The sequence below is a fragment of the Janthinobacterium rivuli genome (assembly GCF_009208735.1).
GTDB lineage: Bacteria > Pseudomonadota > Gammaproteobacteria > Burkholderiales > Burkholderiaceae_D > Janthinobacterium.
Map to the genome: position 1 here is coordinate 121,138 of NZ_WFLJ01000009.1, position 15,849 is coordinate 136,986.

Genomic DNA, 15,849 nt, shown 5'->3' on the forward strand with positions numbered 1-15,849 from the left:
CTTGACAAGCTGGCAAGATCAGCAGCGCGCGCCCGCCAGGCGGCGCACCACCGCGATCATGCGGTCGATTTCCTCATACGTGTTGTAGAAGGCGAAGGACGGGCGCACCGTCGCTTCCACGCCGAAGCGGCGCAAGATCGGCTGGGCGCAGTGGTGGCCCGAGCGCACGGCGATGCCCTCGTCGTTCAGGGCGCGCCCCACTTCCGCCGGCGCGTAACCGGCCAGCACGAACGAAGCCACGCTGGCCTTGTCCAGCGCCGTGCCGATCAGGCGCACGCCGGCAATCGCCTGCAAATGATGCGTCGCGTATGCCAGCAGCGCGTGCTCGTAGGCGGCGATGTTGTCCAGGCCGATGCGCTGCACATAGTCGATGGCCGCGCCCAGGCCCACGGCATCGGCGATATTGCCCGTGCCCGCCTCGAGCCGGTTCGGCACGCCCTGATAGACGGTGCGCTCGAACGTGACGTCGGCGATCATGTTGCCGCCGCCCTGCCACGGCGGCAACTGCTCGAGCAAGTCCGCCTTGCCATACACGGCGCCGATGCCCGTCGGGCCGAACACTTTATGCCCCGAGAATACATAGAAATCCGCGTCCAGCGCCTGCACGTCCACGCGCAGGTGCGACACGGCTTGCGCCCCGTCGACCAGCACGCGCACGCCGGCCGCATGCGCGAGCGCGATGATCTGCGCCACGGGCGTGACCGTCCCCAGCGCATTCGACACCTGCGTCACGGACACCAGCTTGGTACGCCCGTTGAGCAGCTTGCGGAACTCGTCGAGGAGGATCTGCCCGCTGTCGTCGACGGGAATCACGCGCAGTGTCGCGCCCTTCTCCGCCGCCAGCTGCTGCCACGGCACGATGTTGGCGTGGTGCTCGAGCTGCGAGACGATGATCTCGTCGCCGCTGGCGATGTACTTGCGCCCAAACGTATTGGCGACCAGGTTGATGCCTTCCGTGGCGCCGCGCACGAAGATTATTTCATTGGCCGAGGCGGCGCCAAGAAAACTGGCCACCTTGGCGCGTGCCGCCTCGTACGCATCGCTGGCGCGCGCCGCCAGCGCGTGGGCGGCGCGGTGGATGTTCGAATTCTCGTGCGCATAGAAATACGACACCCGGTCGATCACCGACTGCGGCTTGTGCGTGGTGGCCGCATTGTCGAACCACACCAAAGGCTTGCCGTTGACCCGTTCGGCCAGCACGGGAAAATCGCGCCGCACGGCGTGCACGTCGAACGGCGCCGGCGTCCGGTGCTGGCCCGGCGTCGTTGTCGCCGGCAAAACAGTCTGGAAATAGAATTCAGGCTGGCCACTGGCCGGCGATACGGGCAGCTGGCGCGCCGGCGCCTGCTGCGGTGTGGCAAACAGCCCCCGCACATCGTCGGGCGCGGCCTGTCCCAGCCCCTGCTGCGCCAGGCCATCGAGCTTATTGTTCGACACGGGATAGCCATGCGCGCCGCCGACAAAATAGTAGGGCGACGGCGCACCGAGGCTCGACGTGCGCGGCGTGGGCAGCGATGCGGGCGCCGGCGCGATGGGCGACTCCAGCGGCGCCGTCACGGGCGGCACCTGCGCCGTCGCCACGCCGGGGGCGACGGCGGCGAACGCAGGGCCGGGCTGCGGCGGCGGACGATTCGCATAGCGGGGCGCCGCATCGAGCACGCTGCCGGAGCCGCCGAGGCTGGGCGACTTGTCAAGCACAGGCGCCAAGCCCGGCAGGCGTGCAAAGAATTCACCGGCCAGGCGGTTCAAGGTCGCTTCGTCGGGCAACAGGGACGACGGCGCCAGGGCCGCCGCGCCATCACTTGTAGGTGTCTGGGTAGTCATGGTATTTACCGATCTCCACGTCTTCCAGTACGGCCAGCGCATCGTCGGTCAGCACGGCCAGCGAGCAATACAGCGAAATCAGATAGGACGAAATCGCATGGCGGTTGATGCCCATGAAGCGCACGGACAGACCCGGGCTTTGCTCGCCCGCCAGGCCAGGCTGAAACAGGCCGATCACGCCCTGGCGCTGTTCGCCCGCGCGCAGCAGGATGATTTTCGTCTTGCCATCTTCGATGGGCAGTTTGTCGGACGGTACCAGCGGCACGCCGCGCCACGTCAAAAACTGCGAACCGAACAGGCTGACGGTCGGTGGCGGCACGCCGCGGCGCGTGCATTCGCGGCCGAAGGCGGCGATGGCCAGCGGATGCGCGAGGAAGAAGCCCGGCTCCTTCCACACTTTCGTCAGCAGTTCGTCGAGGTCGTCCGGCGTGGGCGCGCCCGTCAGGGTGAAGATGCGCTGGTCGTCGTGCACGCTGGCCAGCAGGCCGTAATCAGGATTGTTGATCAATTCGCTTTCCTGGCGCTCCTTGATCGTCTCGATGGTCAGGCGCAGCTGCTCCTTGATCTGGTCGTGCGGGCTGCTGTACAGGTCCGACACGCGCGTGTGCACGTCGAGCACCGTGCTGACGGCATTGAGGAAATACTCGCGCGGCTGCTCGTCGTAGTCGACGAAGGTTTGCGGCAATTCCGACTCGTCGCGCTGCGAGCAGGCCACGCGCACATCCTTCGGATTTTTTACGCGGTTGAGGCGGTAGATACCCGCTTCCACGGGCAGCCATTGCAGCAGGTGCACGAGCCAGCGCGGCGTGATCGTGGACAGCTGGGGGACGCTCTTGCTTGCATTGGCCAGCTGGCGCGCGGCGTTATCGCCCAGCGCGAACTGGCTCTCTGTTGCTACTGTCATGACTACTCCTGATGAGAAAAGTGAATATGCTTATCTGAAAAACAAATAAAGTATCAAGCGTCTCCCCTGATCTCTCAACATGCTATCGCCATCAACGCGGCGTTTAATCGACCCGCTTCAATCCACCAATTCCGGTTCGCAGCGCGCCATCAAGCCCGCCAGGCCGATGCCCAGCGCGCTGGCCAGTTTTTCCACCGTCAGCAGCGACGGCGTGGCGGCGCCCCGTTCGATTTCGCCGATGAACGAGCGGTTCAAGTCGGCCGCTTCGGCCAGCCGCTCCTGCGACCATCCACGCCCTTCGCGCAACTGGCGCACGGCCAGTCCAAACTGTTTGATCAACATGCTGTCCTCATGGGTGGTGGGCAAAAGCGGGGTGGGATGGCGCCGGAAAATCCGCTGCCTCCTGCTGGTTGTGCGCCTGCGTGACATGGCTGCCGGGCGCCACGCTGCGGGTCAGCCACACATTGCCGCCGATGACGGAACCCTGGCCGATGGTCACCCGCCCGAGTATGGTGGCGCCCGCGTAGATGACCACGTCGTCCTGCACGATAGGATGGCGCGCCAGCCCCTTTTTCAGCACGCCGTCTGCGCCGGCGGGAAAGCGCTTGGCGCCCAGGGTCACGGCTTGATAGATGCGCACGCGTTCGCCGATGATGGCCGTCTCGCCGATCACCACGCCCGTGCCATGGTCGATGAAAAAGCTGCTGCCGATGATGGCGCCCGGGTGGATGTCGATGCCCGTCTGCGAATGGGCCACTTCGGCGATGATGCGCGCCACCAGCGGCGCGCCCAGTGCATACAAGGTGTGCGCCAGGCGGTAATGGATGATGGCCAGGATGCCCGGATAGCACAGCAGCACTTCATCGACGCTGTGCGCGGCCGGGTCGCCCTGGAAGGCGGCCGCCACGTCCGTGTCGAGTTGGGCGCGGATGCGCGGCAGCGCGCGGGCGAAGCGCTGCACGATGGCCAGCGCCTGCTGTTCGATGGACACCGTCTGCTGCAAACCGTGCTGGCGCGCGTGGTAACTGAGTTCGCGCCGCACCTGTTCGTGCAGGCCAGTCAAGGTCGTGTCGAGCGTGTGGCCGACAAAGAAATCCTCGCTCTCCTGCTGCAGGTCGAGGGGACCCAGACGCATGGGAAACAGGGCCGCGCACAGGGCTTTGATGATGTCGTGCAAATGCTGGCGCGACGGGAATTCGCGCGCGCCGCACTCTTGATTGCTGGCCAGGCCTTCGCGCCACTGCGCGCGCACGGCGCGCAATTCATCGACGATCTGGCGCAGCTCCCACTGCGGCTGCGCGGCAAGGGAGGCGGGGGGAGTGACTCGCTGGTGCATGGTGGTCCCGGGAAGAGAATTAGTCTTGCAGCCAGGGCAGCGCATGCCAGCGCCAGCCGCCGCTGTGGCCACGCTGTTGCTGCGCGTCGAGATCGCCCTCGAAGCCTTGCGCGATATTGAAGACGTGCGTGAAACCGGCCTTGGCCGCCGCTTCGGCGGCTGCGGCCGAACGCTTGCCGCTGCGGCACAGCAGCACCACGACGCCATACTTGCCACCCACCTTCGCTTCCAGTTCGCGCACAAAGCGGGGGTTGCGATTCATGGCCGTGCCGGTCGCCCACGCCACGTGCAAAGATTGCGGCACGTAGCCGACGAAGGTGCGTTCTTCATTGGTGCGCACGTCGACCAGCACGGCCTTGCCGGCCTGCACCAGCTGCCACGCATCCTGCGCGCTGACGATGCCCGCATACGGCAAACTCTGCGCCTGCGCCTGGAGGCGCGCGTTATTCAGCACTTCGTCAAACGCCGCCTCGCCGTGCGCGGCGCGGGGATCGAAAATCAGTTCTGCAGCAGCCATCGTTCCACCTCTTTTTTCCGTCGTCAAAAACCAGCACGAGTCCACTGTAGCGAACTTATGTTGTTCGGAAAACAAATTAAAAAGAGTTTGGAAAGCTGAAAAACGTATATGGGGTCGGTGTATGGGGTCAGACCCTCACACGCGTTGGCGCCAGGCTTGGCGTCAGCGGTGTTGGGGGTCTGACCCCAGCCCTCACCTGCTCTGCGCCAACGCTCAAGCAGCGCGGCGGCGCTCGCGCAGCAAAAAGCGCGCAGGGTCCAAAGCAGCGGCCAATTGACTCTCCAGCGGCAGCGGCTCGCCCTCCAGCTGGCAAGCCAGCAGCTCTGCCGCCAGCGGCGCCCAGATCAGGCCGCGCGAGGCATAGCCGAGCAAGCCGAACAGGCCGGGCCAGCGCGGTACGTCCCGCAAGCGCTCGCAGCGACCCGGCACGCCCGGGTCGGGCAAGGCGCCCGCCAGCGGCAGGCGGTCCGGCGCCATGCAGCGAAAGCCCGTGCGCCCGGCCAGCGGCGCCTCGAACGCAGTCACGCCGAGGATGTCGGCGATCTTCGCGATATTGTCCTGCTGGCTGGCCACGCGCAGGCTGCCGTCCGCATCGGCATCATAGGTCGCGCCCACGCACACGACGCCCTGGTGCGCCGGCGTCATGTAAGCTTCGCGGCACAGGACGAAGGGTAACGACGGCAAGCTGCCTTCGGCCAGGTGCGTGACCTGGCCGCGCACGGCGTCCAGCGGCAGGCCGGCCGCCTGTTCGAAATCCACGGCGCCCGTGCCCGCCGCCAGGATGACGGTGGGGGCCGCCGCGATCAGGGCGCCGTCCGCATCGCGCACCAGCCATTCCTCGTCGCCACGCTCCAGGCGCAGGGCGCTGCTGGAAAAGCGCCGCGTGAGCAAGGCGCCGCAGGCGCCCAGCATGGCCGCGCAGACGGAAGACGGGCGCGCCCAGCCGCCCTGTTCGAACCACCAGGCGCCGTCGGGCGCCGGCGCGCCCAGCATGGCGGTCGCCTCGGGCGCTTCCAGCCAGCGGGCGAATTCGCGCGGATACACGCCGCTGGCGGCGATCTGCCGCTGCACCTGCGCATGCGCGGCGTCGCGCGCCAGGTGCAGCACGCCGCTTTGCACACCCTCGATGGAGGCGCCGATGCCGCCCAGGTCTTGCCAGCGGCGCAGCGAGTACAGGTAGGCGGCGCGCACCAGGCGGGTGGGAATATTGTCGTCCTTCGACATCAGCGGCATGAAGATACCGGCCAGGTTGCCCGACGCTTCGCTGGCCGGCTGCGCGTGGCGTTCGACCAGCGTCACCTTCCAGCCGCGCGCGGCCAGCCTTTCGCAGGCGGCCGCGCCGGCCACGCCAGCGCCGATGACGATGGCGCGCCGCTCGGGCGCGGTGACGGCCGCGTACTCTTCGCGCCGCGCATAAAACACGGCGCGCAAGCGGCTCTCGTCAAATACAAAACCATGCTGTTGCAGTGCCGCGCGCTGCGCCTCGTCCAGGTGCACTGCCTGCAGGCGGGCGCCATCGACCATCAGGCGCGCCAGCACCGGCGTGGCCGCAGGTACCCAGGCCAGGTGTACTTCATCGACGCGCGCCGACAATTGCGCCAGGCAGGCATCGGGCTCGCCGATCAGCACATCGAGCGTGACGAGGCCATCGCGCGAGACCATGCGGTGCAGGCCCGGCACGCAAAGCGGCCACTGCACGCGCCACTGTTCGGGCAAGTGGCTGGCATCGACGGGACGCGGCGCCAGCGCGATGTAGTGCAGGCGGCGACCGCCATGCGCCGCGCAGACGGCACGCAGGCGGGCGCCGTCAAAATCCGTGTCGAGCAGGACCAGCGCGCGGCGCATCATTGCCCCGCGCGGCAAAAGCAGGTCGGCGCATGGTCGTTGACCATACCGATGCCCTGCATGTAGGCGTAGATGATGGTCGAGCCGACGAACTTGAAGCCCCGCTTGAGCAAGTCTTTCGACAATGTGTCGGACAAGGCCGTCTTGGCGGGAAACTCGCCCGGCTGCCAGCTGTTGACGATGGGCTGGCCATCGACATACGCCCACAGGAAGCTGTCCAGGGTCTGCCCTTGCGCGCGCAGGCGCAGGTAGGCTTGCGCATTCGTGATGGCGGCCGCCACCTTCAGGCGGTTGCGCACGATGCCGGGATCGAGCAGCAGCTGCGCCACCTTGTCCGGGCCATACGCGGCGATCTTTTCCGCATCCCAGTGGTCGAAAGCGGCGCGGTAGGTGTCGCGCTTGTTGAGGATGGTTTCCCAGCTCAGGCCCGCCTGCGCGCCTTCCAGGTTCAGCATCTCGAACAGCCGGCGCTCGTCGTGGCAGGGCACGCCCCACTCCGTATCGTGGTAATCGAGATAGCGGGGATTGGCCGGATTGGCCCAGGAGCAGCGGGGAATATTCATGGTCGTGTTCTTCATGTGCGGGCAAGCACCAGTATAGTTTATCGGCCGCGCAGGAGGCGCCCCAGTTCCAGCAAGCCGTGCGCCATCTCGGCCGGGGGGATCGCCGCAAAGCCTAGCAGCAGCCCTGGCGGCGTGGCGCACGCCGGCCCCGCCGCCGGATCCGCATAGTGGCCCAGCGGGCGCAGTTCGATGCCGCGTGCCAGGCCCGCGCGCGACACCGTTTCCTCATCGTGGCCGGCGCGAAAATACGCGCACAGTTCCAGGCCGCTGTCGGCCGGGCCGCACAGCAGTTGGTCATCGAGTTCGCGCGCCAGGCCGCGCACCAGCAGGTCGCGCCGTTCGGCATTGCTGTCGCGCGTGCGGCGGATATGCCGGCCAAAGTGGCCCTCGGCGATGAAGTCGGCCAGCGCCATCTGCGGCACGATGGCCGTGTGGCGGTCCATCACGGCCTTGGCCTGCACCAGCGCCTCGGCCAGCGCGGGCGGCGCCACCATATAGCCCAGGCGCAGCCCGGGGAACAGCACTTTCGACAGGGTGCCCACGTACACCACGCAACCGGCCCGGTCCAGGCTTTGCAGCGAGGCCAGTGGCGCGCCCGTGTAGCGGTACTCGCTGTCGTAATCGTCTTCCACCAGCCACGCCTTGTTGTGCGCGGCCCAGGCCAGCAAGGCCAGGCGGCGGGGCAAGCTCATGCTCACGCCCAGCGGCATCTGGTGCGATGGCGTCACGTACGCCAGCTTGGCCTGCGGGCAGTGCGCCACGCCGTACGCCACGTCGAGCCCCTGCGCATCGACGGGCACCGGAAAAACCTGCGCGCCGGCCGCGCGCAGCGGGCCGCTGGCGCCCCGGTAGCCGGGCGACTCCATCCAGGCCGCGTCGCCCGGCGCCAGCAGGATGGTCGACAGCATGAACAGCGCCTGCTGCGAACCCGAGGTGATGACGATCTGCTGCGGCGTGCACTGGACGCCGCGCGACGCCTTCAGGTACACGCACAACAGCTCGCGCAGCGGCAGGTAGCCGGCCGGGTCGCTGTAGCCGAAATGATGGTCGGGCCGGCGCCAGCGGCGCGCTTCCAGGCGGTTCCACACGTCGAACGGGAAATGGTCGATGCGCGGCATGCCGACGCGGAAAGCGCGCAGCGGGCTCCGGTGGAAGGCCACCTGGCGCATGGCCGCCACCACGCCCTGCCCGCGCGCCGACAGGGGGCGCAACAGGCCGGGCGCCTCCGCCTTGCCGACCGGCGCGGTGCGGGGCACGGGCAGCGGCACGTCGCGACTGACAAAGGTGCCGCGCCCGACGGCGCCATCGAGATAACCTTCGGCCGCCAGCTGCGCATACGCATTGAGCACCGTCTGGCGCGACACGGCCAGCAGGCGGCAAAAATCGCGCGTGGGCGGCAACTGCATGCCGGGACTGAGGCGACCATCGAGGATGGCTGCCTTGATGGCCGCATACAGCTGGCGAAACAGCGGTTCGACGGCGTCGCGCCGCAGCGGCAAGGCGGCGATGATCTGGTTCAGGTGGGAAGCGGGCATGGCTAGTCTCGACATTGGTAGCTTCAAGATAGCACTTATTGGCTGTTTTAAATAGCCAAGACTGGCGCTAAGATGGCGCTTCCCCTTCCACTCTTGCGGAGCACCCATGCATCAGTTTTTCGCCACCGTGGCCTGGCAGCGCGACGGCCAGGATTTCGCCGGCCAGCGCTACAGCCGTGGCCATGAATGGCAGTTCGACGGCGGCCTGACGGTCCCCGCCTCGTCGTCGCCCCTGTCCGTGCCGCTGCCCATGTCGGTGGCGGAAAATATCGATCCGGAAGAAGCGCTGGTGGCCGCCACGTCGAGCTGCCACATGCTGTTCTTCCTGTCGCTGGCAGCGCAGCGCGGCTACGTCATCGACGACTACCGCGACGCCGCCGTCGGCGAGCTGGGAAAAAATGCCGCCGGGCGCCTGGGCATGACGCGCATCGTGCTGCGTCCCCGCATCGTCTTCGCGGGTGAGGCGCCTTCGCCCGAGGCGCTGGCCGCCCTGCACCACGCTGCGCACGAGCGCTGCTACATCGCCAATTCGCTGACGGCCGACGTGGTCGTGGAAGGAGCGCACTAGATGTACACGCCCGCCACCTTCCGCGAAGAGCGCCTCGACGTGCTGCATGGCCTGGTCCAGGCGCATCCGCTGGGCGCGCTGGTGCGCCACGGCGACGACGGTTTCTGCGCCGACCACCTGCCGTTCGAGATCGCCGCGCCCACGCTTGATGCGCCATTCGGCATCCTGCGCGCCCACGTGGCGCGCGCCAACCCGCTGTGGCGCGCCGCCGGCGGCAGCGATGACTGCATGGTGATTTTCCAGGGGCCGCACGCCTACATCACGCCCGCCTGGTATGCGGAAAAGCAGCGCAGCGGCAAGGAAGTGCCGACCTTCAATTACGCGGTCGTGCATGCCCACGGCCGCCTGCGCGCGATCGACGATGCGGCGTGGCTGATGGACTTGCTGGAGCGGCTGACGGCGCGCCATGAGGCGGGTCAAGCTGCGCCGTGGCGGGTCAGCGATGCGCCGGCCGACTATATCGACAAGCTGTTAAAAGCCATCGTCGGCATCGAAATCCCCCTCACGCGCCTGGAAGGGAAATGGAAGCTGGGGCAGAACCGCAGCATGCAAGACCAGGCCAGCATGGCGCACGGCCTGGCGCTGGACCATCAACCCGGTGCGGCGCAGGCGCTCGGCGCGCTGATCGCCGCCAACGTCACGCCAGCCAGCTGACGGCCGCCGAAAACGTCAGGAACGACAGCGCCGTCGACACCAGGATGATGCGGGCGATGCGCGCCGTGTTTGCCCCAAAACGTTCCGACAGCAGCGACACATTGCTGGCGCTGGGCAGGCAGGCCACCAGCACCATGCAGGTCAGCGCGAACGGATCGAGCGGCGCGCCCAGCGCGATGGCCGCGTGGCCGATGCCCCACACCAGCAGCGGATGCAGCAACAGTTTTTTCAGCGCCACCGGCACATACTCCGCCAGCGGCGCCGGATCGCTCGTGCTCATTTGCGAACGGGCCAGCACGGCGCCGATGGTAAACAGGGCAACGGGAGAGGCGGCGTCGGCCAGCAAGCCCACCGTCTGCATCAATGGCTTGGGCAAGACCAGTTCCCCCCACGACGACAGGGCACCGAGCACGATCGCCCATGGCATCGGGTTGCCGGCCATGCCCTTCATGGCGTTGACGACGGCGATGCGACTGCCGTGCGCGCCGCCGCTGCCGATGCGCGACAGGGCGATGCACAGCGAGCTGGTAATGAGCAAGTCGACGACGATGGTGACGATGACGGGGCCCGAGGAACGGGGACCGAGCAAGGTCAATAGCAGGGGCACGCCCATGAAGCCCGTATTCGGGAAGGCCGCCACCAGCGCACCGAAGGCCGCGTTGTTCCAGTCGATGCGGTGGCTGAGCGTCATGGCCATGGTAACGCCCACCATGATCAGCGCGCACAGCAGATACACGCCGAACACGCTGGCGTCGAGCAGTTGCGCGATGGGCGTGGCGGCGCCGAAGCGGTACAGCATGCAGGGCAGCGCGAAGTACAGGACAAAACTGTTCAAGCCGCCGATGGCAGCCAGCGGCAGCAAGGTGCGCCGCACGGCCAGGTAGCCGCACAGCACCAGGGCGAAGAAGGGAAAGGTGATGGCGAGGATGGTCAGCATGGAGCGCCATTGTAGCGCGCCGCACTGGCTGGACGTCGGAGGCAAAAAAAGGCCGCTCGCGCGGCCCAAGGAGGTTGCGGGGAAAACGCCGGCAGCCGGCTAGCGCTTGAGCTGGGCGCGGATCTCGCCGGCCGGGTAGGCGGCGCTGTGCACGTTCACGTACAGATTGCCGGCCTGGTAGCTCGCATACTGGGGCGGCGTGAGCATGGTGCCGTCCGGTACGGTAAACCTGCCTTCGGCGGTTTTCACCAGCGGTACGATGACGGGACCATTGGCGCCGACGGGCGCTTCATGGATATGCGCGACGGTGGCCACCATGCCCGTGTAGCGCACGCCGCCGCTGACGCTGCGATCATGGGCGACGCGGATATTGCTGCTGCCGCTGGCCGTGCTGGTATTGGCCGGCACTTCCTGCGCGCCCGTCAGGGTGACGTCATGGCCACCCGGGTGATGCGGCCCATGGGAACAGGCGCCCAGCAGGGCGGCCAGCGCCAGCACGCTGGCGGCGCGGCGTACGTGTTGTGGCAATGTGGTCATCGCGGTACTCCTTCAACGGACATCGGCTCACGGATGGCGCCCTGCCCTGCACTGCCGGGCCTGCGCCGCACTTGATGCATGGTGCGACAGTAACGCCATGCCGCCTTGTCCGCTTTGCTGTACGCCAAACTTGCTGCTCGCCTGCAGCGCATCTTCAGGCCAGGTGTCCTTCCGCCACCCAGCCGCGGTTGGCGGCCGGCGCCTTCGGCTTGGGTGCGATGCCGCTGCTTTTTTCCGCATCGAGGATGATGCTGCGCATGCTGTCGCTGGCGGCCGGCCCAGGCGCGAACGCGTAGTACTCATCATTGATGGGCAAGCCCGTCGTGGCGTCGACCAGCACCGGGTCGGCGGCCAGGCCCGTGTCGCGGCTGGCAATGACGAGGCTGGCGCCTTCCGGCGCGAAGTTCTCATTACCCCAGGCAATAAAGGCCAGCAGCACGGGCTTGAAGGCGCGCCCGGATTTGGTCAGCACATAGTCGTAGCGGGGCGGCTTGGCGCAGTACAGGCGGCGCGTCATCAAGCCTCCTTCCACCAGGTCGGCCAGACGGCGCGTCAAGATGGTGGGCGCGATCTTGAGGCTTTTTTCAAATTCGTCGAAACGCGTCTTGCCATAAAACGCTTCGCGCAGGATGAGGATGCTCCACCATTCGCCCACCTTGCCGAGGCTGCGAGCTATCGGGCAAGGCAAATTATTAAAGTTGGTATGTTTCATGACCATCTCCTCGCATAAATTCCAGCACATCGATCAAAAAATGCCCTTTGCGGCATCAACACTTCAGTTACTATTCATTTGCAAGCCACTTGCCGCCCATGACAACGGCATAAAAATACGCAAAAAATCACTTTCTTATTGCTCTATTACAATAATGTCTTGTTCAACCACCCTGATCCCGGTGCGAAAAACGTTGCCAGCCAGCCCAGCACGCGCGACTGCCAACAGGCGTTTTTTACTCGATAGATGCTCGATGACTCCTTTGAAGCTTGCCGTACTGCCCGCCCTGTTCGCCCTCGCCGTTTGCCAGACCACCACCGCCGGTACTGTCTCCTCCGCATCGTTCCAGGCCTCCTTCGTCATCCACGAAGCGTGCACCGTCGTCTCGCAGCGCGGCATCGCCCGGGTACAGTGCCAGCACGACTCGCCCTACCTGATGCAGCAGCAGGCCACGCCATCCGGCGCCGGCCTCGTCACCGTCACCTTCTAAAAATAAATCGTCGCCGTCACCGTGTCCTTGTAGTCGCCGGGACGCGGTGCAGCCTGCGCCGGCACACGGCCGTAAATCGTCAGCGGCACGCTGGCGCCCGTTCCCGTGCCCGTCACCATGCTGGTGCCTGCCGTGCCGTCGCCCCAGAGCGCGCCATCGAGGGTGGCCGACAGGCGATAACTGAGCTGGTCCGTCGTCAGCGTATTTTTCATTTGCCGGTTGGCCACGCTGGCCGCCACGCTGCCGCCGTTCAGGGCGATCTGATAGGCATTGTTATTGACGCAACGCACCGACAGCGTGCTGGTGCTGCGCAGATTGCCCGTCAGGATGGAGGCGTTGGCAAACGCCATCGGGCTGGCCGTGATGGTGCAGTCATTGACGGCCGTGGCATTCACCGTAAAGCCGAAGCTGCCGCTGTTGACGGTGCAGCCGAACAGGTTGACGAGGCCATACGTGGTGTAGGTATACGTGCCCACGCCCGCAAAACTCGACGTGTACGCGGTATTCGCATTGCCCACCGTGGGCACGGCCGCGAGGCTGGCGCCTGCGGGAATCTTCGCGTACACGGTAAACGTCGTCGAATACGTGCCGGGCGGGGCCAGCAAGCCTGCCGACAGGATCAGGCCGAAGGTCGATGGCGCGCCCGCCACGCCGGCGCCGCCCCAGATCTTCGCCGTCGCATACGAACTGTCCACGTACACGTTGTATTCCATGCGGTTGCTGCCATTGCCCAGGTTGCGCGGCAGGGCCGAGATGGAATTCGTGCCCAGCCCCAGCGAGATGCACACTTGCGCATTGGGCGTGAGCAACTGCCCCAGGTTCAGGGATGAAAACACGCAGCTGAAGGTCCCCGTTGCCTGCGCAACATAATCGCTGCCGGAAATCGGACTGACATTGCCAAAATCGATATTCGTCATGCTGACCGAGCAGGTATCGGCCTGCGCCGCGCCGCCCCAGGCACAGCCCAGCAGCACGGTCAGCCAGAGCAGCAGGCGGCGCATCAGTGGCCCCTCGCGGCGCCGGCGCTGCAGCGCAGCGGGCCGATCACGGGCAAGCCGCCCGCTACCGGACGCACATAGGCAAAGCGCACCGTGCATGCGTTGTCACCTTCACCGACTTGCAACTGATTTTGCTCGAGCAGATCGTCGACGAAAACGATGCCGTCAAATCCCACCACCGTCTGCTTGCCGCTCTGCACGTGCAGCACGGGCAGCCCCGTGGCCAGCGGCTTGCCCTGCGCATCCTGGACGATGACGGTGGCCGCGCTGTAGCGTTCGATGGGGAAGGCGGCCAGTACGCCGGCCAGCTGTTGCGGCACCACATTGATATTGATCACCGGCACGCGCGCATCGACGGCCAGGTCTTCGGTGGCGATGCTGATCTGGTTATTGCCATAGGGATTCAAATTCGGCACCAGCAGATAGCCGTCCCTGCCCGTCATGCCGATCTGGCGGTTTTCATGCAGCACGGGGATATCGGGCACGCCGCCCGTGGAGACGAGGGCGAAACCGTTGCCCACCTGGCGCGCCGCCTCGACATGGCCATCCATCAGCACCAGCGCGCCGGCAGCACCGAGCGAGGAAGCATTGCCTGCGTCGCCGCCCTGCACGCGCGCGGACACGCGGCCCTCATTGCCCAGATATTCGAGCTGTGCCTGGCGGTAGGCATTGCCGCCCGCCGTGCCCGCCTGCATATTCCAGCCGAAGCCGCCGCCGAAGTCCGCCGCGCGCTGCGCGCTGACGCTGCGGCCGCTCTGGCCATTTTGCCGGCTGCTGTTGACACTGATGGCGAGATTGTTGTCGAACGCCATGCTCAAGCCAAAGTAGAAACCCCGCTTCTCGCGCTGCCGCAAATCCTGGAACAGGCTGGCGTTGAAGAACAGGCCGTGGAACAGGGTGGCCGAATAGCCCGCGGTGGCAATCTTCGACGGCGGCGCGCCCGCCGTGCGGTAGCTGATATAGCTGGTGCTGATGCTGCTTCCTGCCGGCAAGGGCAAGCTGACGGTGAAACGGTCCGCCGCGCGCACGACGGGGCTGCCGTCGCGCGAGGCCAGGTCGCCAAAGCCGGCGCTGGCGCGCACGCTTTGCGCATCGACGCTGAAGCGCGGCCCCAGGTATTGATAGCCGGCGCCCACTTGCGCACCGCGGCTGCGGCCGGCGCTGGCCGACAGCGTACCGTTGAGCACGCCCGCCTGTCCCAGCCGCAGCAAGGCACCCGCCCCCGCCTGGTACAAGCCGGCGGCCAGCTCCGCATGGCCTTCGAGGGTCACACTGTCGCTGACGCCATGCCGGGCCGAAGCGCTGGCGACCGGCCGCGCGTCATAGCCGAACAGGCGGCGACCATAGTCGCGCCGCACGGCGCCCGCCTCGAACGAGTAATCGCTCAAGCCGCTGGCCAGCAGGCGCGTGTCGACATACAAGGGCAGCACGGTCGTCACGCTGCGTCCCAGCGCATCGCGCGTGATGAGGGTGGCTTGCCCCGCGCCATTGATGCCGGCCACCTGGTTCAGGACGAATGGACCGCTGGGCACGCTGGCAGCATATTGCTGCACACCATTGACGTACAGGCTCAGCGACGAAGGCACGAGCGCCGTGCCGTCGACGGAGGCGACGGGAAAGGTCAGCAAATCGGGACGCAGCTGGAAATTCTTGCGCCACTGAACGCCGCCGATGCGCACCGCGCGGCTCCAGCTCAGCGACGAGGAAATCAGGTCGCCCACTTGCCACGTCTGCAAGGTCTCGGGGTTGGCATGGCTCCAGAAGGTGTCGAAACGCATGTATTGGCGTTGGCCCGCCCCCAGATTCAAGGTACCGGTATTGCTGAAGACCCCGCTGTCGTTGAAATAGCGCAAGTCGTTGAAGATGGCGGCGCGCCGCGACTGGCCCAGCTCCGCATAGGCTTCGTAATTGAGGACGGCGCCGGGCGTGACCTGCGCTGGCGGCGCCTGCGCCGGCGTGCGCGCGCTGATGCGGTAAGGGGCGCGCAAATCGTCCGCCACCTGCAGCGAGATGCTTTGGCGCGCGGCGTCATAATCGTAGCTGAGCCCCGGTATGGCATCGAGCGCCACCTCGGTCTGACCGGGCGCGACCAGGCGCGCCGGGTCCAGCCCCAGCTGCTGCAAGTTCGCCACACTGCTGCGCAAGCGTTTACCCGCCTGGGTAAAACGCAAGATCAGTCCGGTTGATTCAGCATTCACACTTACCTCCAGATACAGTTCATTCGGTGCCGCCGGATCGGCGGGCAGGCTGGCCGGGCCAGGATCGGCCCCCGTCGCCCCATTCGCCGCCGCCCCCTCGGCCCGCTGCAGCGGCGCCAGCGCCAGCAGCAGCAAGGTCCAGCAAGTCCGCCATGTCAGTGCGCGTCTCATGGTTTAAGCCGCTTGCGCCCGCTGCGGCGGCACGCGCCAGGCGCGCGCACCAGGACGGCA

The 15,849-nt window shown here is 66.6% G+C and carries 16 protein-coding genes; 3 read left to right on the forward strand and 13 right to left on the reverse strand.

What is annotated here, in order from left to right; all coding sequences use genetic code 11:
• Window positions 1-18: 18 nt before the first annotated feature.
• The 8 genes from GCN78_RS13700 to pdxR form a co-directional block, all read right to left on the reverse strand.
• A complete protein-coding gene (locus GCN78_RS13700; protein ID WP_152252215.1) occupies window positions 19-1,824 on the reverse strand; it encodes a family 2A encapsulin nanocompartment cargo protein cysteine desulfurase in 1,806 nt (601 codons plus the stop codon).
• Window positions 1,799-2,728, reverse strand: a complete 930-nt coding sequence (locus tag GCN78_RS13705) for a family 2A encapsulin nanocompartment shell protein (protein ID WP_092718515.1) — start codon at window positions 2,726-2,728, stop codon at window positions 1,799-1,801. The genes GCN78_RS13700 and GCN78_RS13705 overlap by 26 nt, the downstream gene beginning before the upstream one ends.
• 117 nt (window positions 2,729-2,845) lie before the next feature.
• Window positions 2,846-3,070: a helix-turn-helix domain-containing protein gene (locus tag GCN78_RS13710; protein WP_152252216.1), complete on the reverse strand. Its 225-nt coding sequence runs from the start codon at window positions 3,068-3,070 to the stop codon at window positions 2,846-2,848.
• A 7-nt stretch (window positions 3,071-3,077) separates the two neighbouring features.
• A complete protein-coding gene (gene epsC, locus GCN78_RS13715; protein WP_152252217.1) occupies window positions 3,078-4,064 on the reverse strand; it encodes a serine O-acetyltransferase EpsC in 987 nt (328 codons plus the stop codon).
• Window positions 4,065-4,083: 19 nt separating this feature from the next.
• Window positions 4,084-4,581, reverse strand: coding sequence for a rhodanese-like domain-containing protein (locus GCN78_RS13720; protein ID WP_152252218.1), 498 nt, complete (start codon window positions 4,579-4,581; stop codon window positions 4,084-4,086).
• Window positions 4,582-4,794: 213 nt separating this feature from the next.
• A complete protein-coding gene (mnmC1, locus tag GCN78_RS13725; RefSeq protein WP_152252325.1) occupies window positions 4,795-6,426 on the reverse strand; it encodes an FAD-dependent 5-carboxymethylaminomethyl-2-thiouridine(34) oxidoreductase MnmC1 in 1,632 nt (543 codons plus the stop codon).
• Window positions 6,426-6,989: a DNA-3-methyladenine glycosylase I gene (locus GCN78_RS13730; protein ID WP_152252219.1), complete on the reverse strand. Its 564-nt coding sequence runs from the start codon at window positions 6,987-6,989 to the stop codon at window positions 6,426-6,428. Before GCN78_RS13730 ends, mnmC1 begins: the two co-directional genes overlap by 1 nt.
• A 38-nt stretch (window positions 6,990-7,027) precedes the next feature.
• Window positions 7,028-8,524: a MocR-like pyridoxine biosynthesis transcription factor PdxR gene (pdxR, locus tag GCN78_RS13735; protein WP_152252220.1), complete on the reverse strand. Its 1,497-nt coding sequence runs from the start codon at window positions 8,522-8,524 to the stop codon at window positions 7,028-7,030.
• 106 nt (window positions 8,525-8,630) lie between these two features.
• Between pdxR and GCN78_RS13740 the strand changes: the two genes are divergently transcribed.
• Window positions 8,631-9,092, forward strand: a complete 462-nt coding sequence (locus GCN78_RS13740; RefSeq protein WP_152252221.1) for an OsmC family protein — start codon at window positions 8,631-8,633, stop codon at window positions 9,090-9,092.
• The gene (locus GCN78_RS13745; protein ID WP_152252222.1) at window positions 9,093-9,746 is read left to right on the forward strand and encodes an FMN-binding negative transcriptional regulator; all 654 of its coding nucleotides are present in this window, start codon (window positions 9,093-9,095) and stop codon (window positions 9,744-9,746) included.
• Here GCN78_RS13745 and GCN78_RS13750 read toward each other — a convergent pair.
• The 3 genes from GCN78_RS13750 to GCN78_RS13760 form a co-directional block, all read right to left on the reverse strand.
• Entirely contained in the window at window positions 9,730-10,683 is a 954-nt protein-coding gene (locus GCN78_RS13750; protein WP_152252223.1) for an AEC family transporter, read from the reverse strand. The genes GCN78_RS13745 and GCN78_RS13750 overlap by 17 nt on opposite strands.
• 99 nt (window positions 10,684-10,782) lie before the next feature.
• Window positions 10,783-11,220: a CHRD domain-containing protein gene (locus tag GCN78_RS13755; protein WP_152252224.1), complete on the reverse strand. Its 438-nt coding sequence runs from the start codon at window positions 11,218-11,220 to the stop codon at window positions 10,783-10,785.
• 154 nt (window positions 11,221-11,374) lie between these two features.
• The gene (locus GCN78_RS13760) at window positions 11,375-11,932 is read right to left on the reverse strand and encodes a winged helix-turn-helix transcriptional regulator (protein WP_034753667.1); all 558 of its coding nucleotides are present in this window, start codon (window positions 11,930-11,932) and stop codon (window positions 11,375-11,377) included.
• A 253-nt stretch (window positions 11,933-12,185) separates the two neighbouring features.
• On the opposite strand from GCN78_RS13760, the gene GCN78_RS13765 reads away from it, so the two are divergent.
• On the forward strand, window positions 12,186-12,422 hold the full coding sequence (locus GCN78_RS13765) for a hypothetical protein (RefSeq protein WP_152252225.1): 237 nt from the start codon (window positions 12,186-12,188) through the stop codon (window positions 12,420-12,422).
• Here the strand turns inward: GCN78_RS13765 and GCN78_RS13770 are convergent.
• Together GCN78_RS13770 and GCN78_RS13775 are read right to left on the reverse strand one after the other, a co-directional pair.
• On the reverse strand, window positions 12,419-13,423 hold the full coding sequence (locus tag GCN78_RS13770) for a Csu type fimbrial protein (protein ID WP_193316730.1): 1,005 nt from the start codon (window positions 13,421-13,423) through the stop codon (window positions 12,419-12,421). The genes GCN78_RS13765 and GCN78_RS13770 overlap by 4 nt on opposite strands.
• The gene (locus tag GCN78_RS13775; RefSeq protein ID WP_152252227.1) at window positions 13,423-15,789 is read right to left on the reverse strand and encodes a fimbria/pilus outer membrane usher protein; all 2,367 of its coding nucleotides are present in this window, start codon (window positions 15,787-15,789) and stop codon (window positions 13,423-13,425) included. Before GCN78_RS13775 ends, GCN78_RS13770 begins: the two co-directional genes overlap by 1 nt.
• Window positions 15,790-15,849 lie beyond the last annotated feature (60 nt).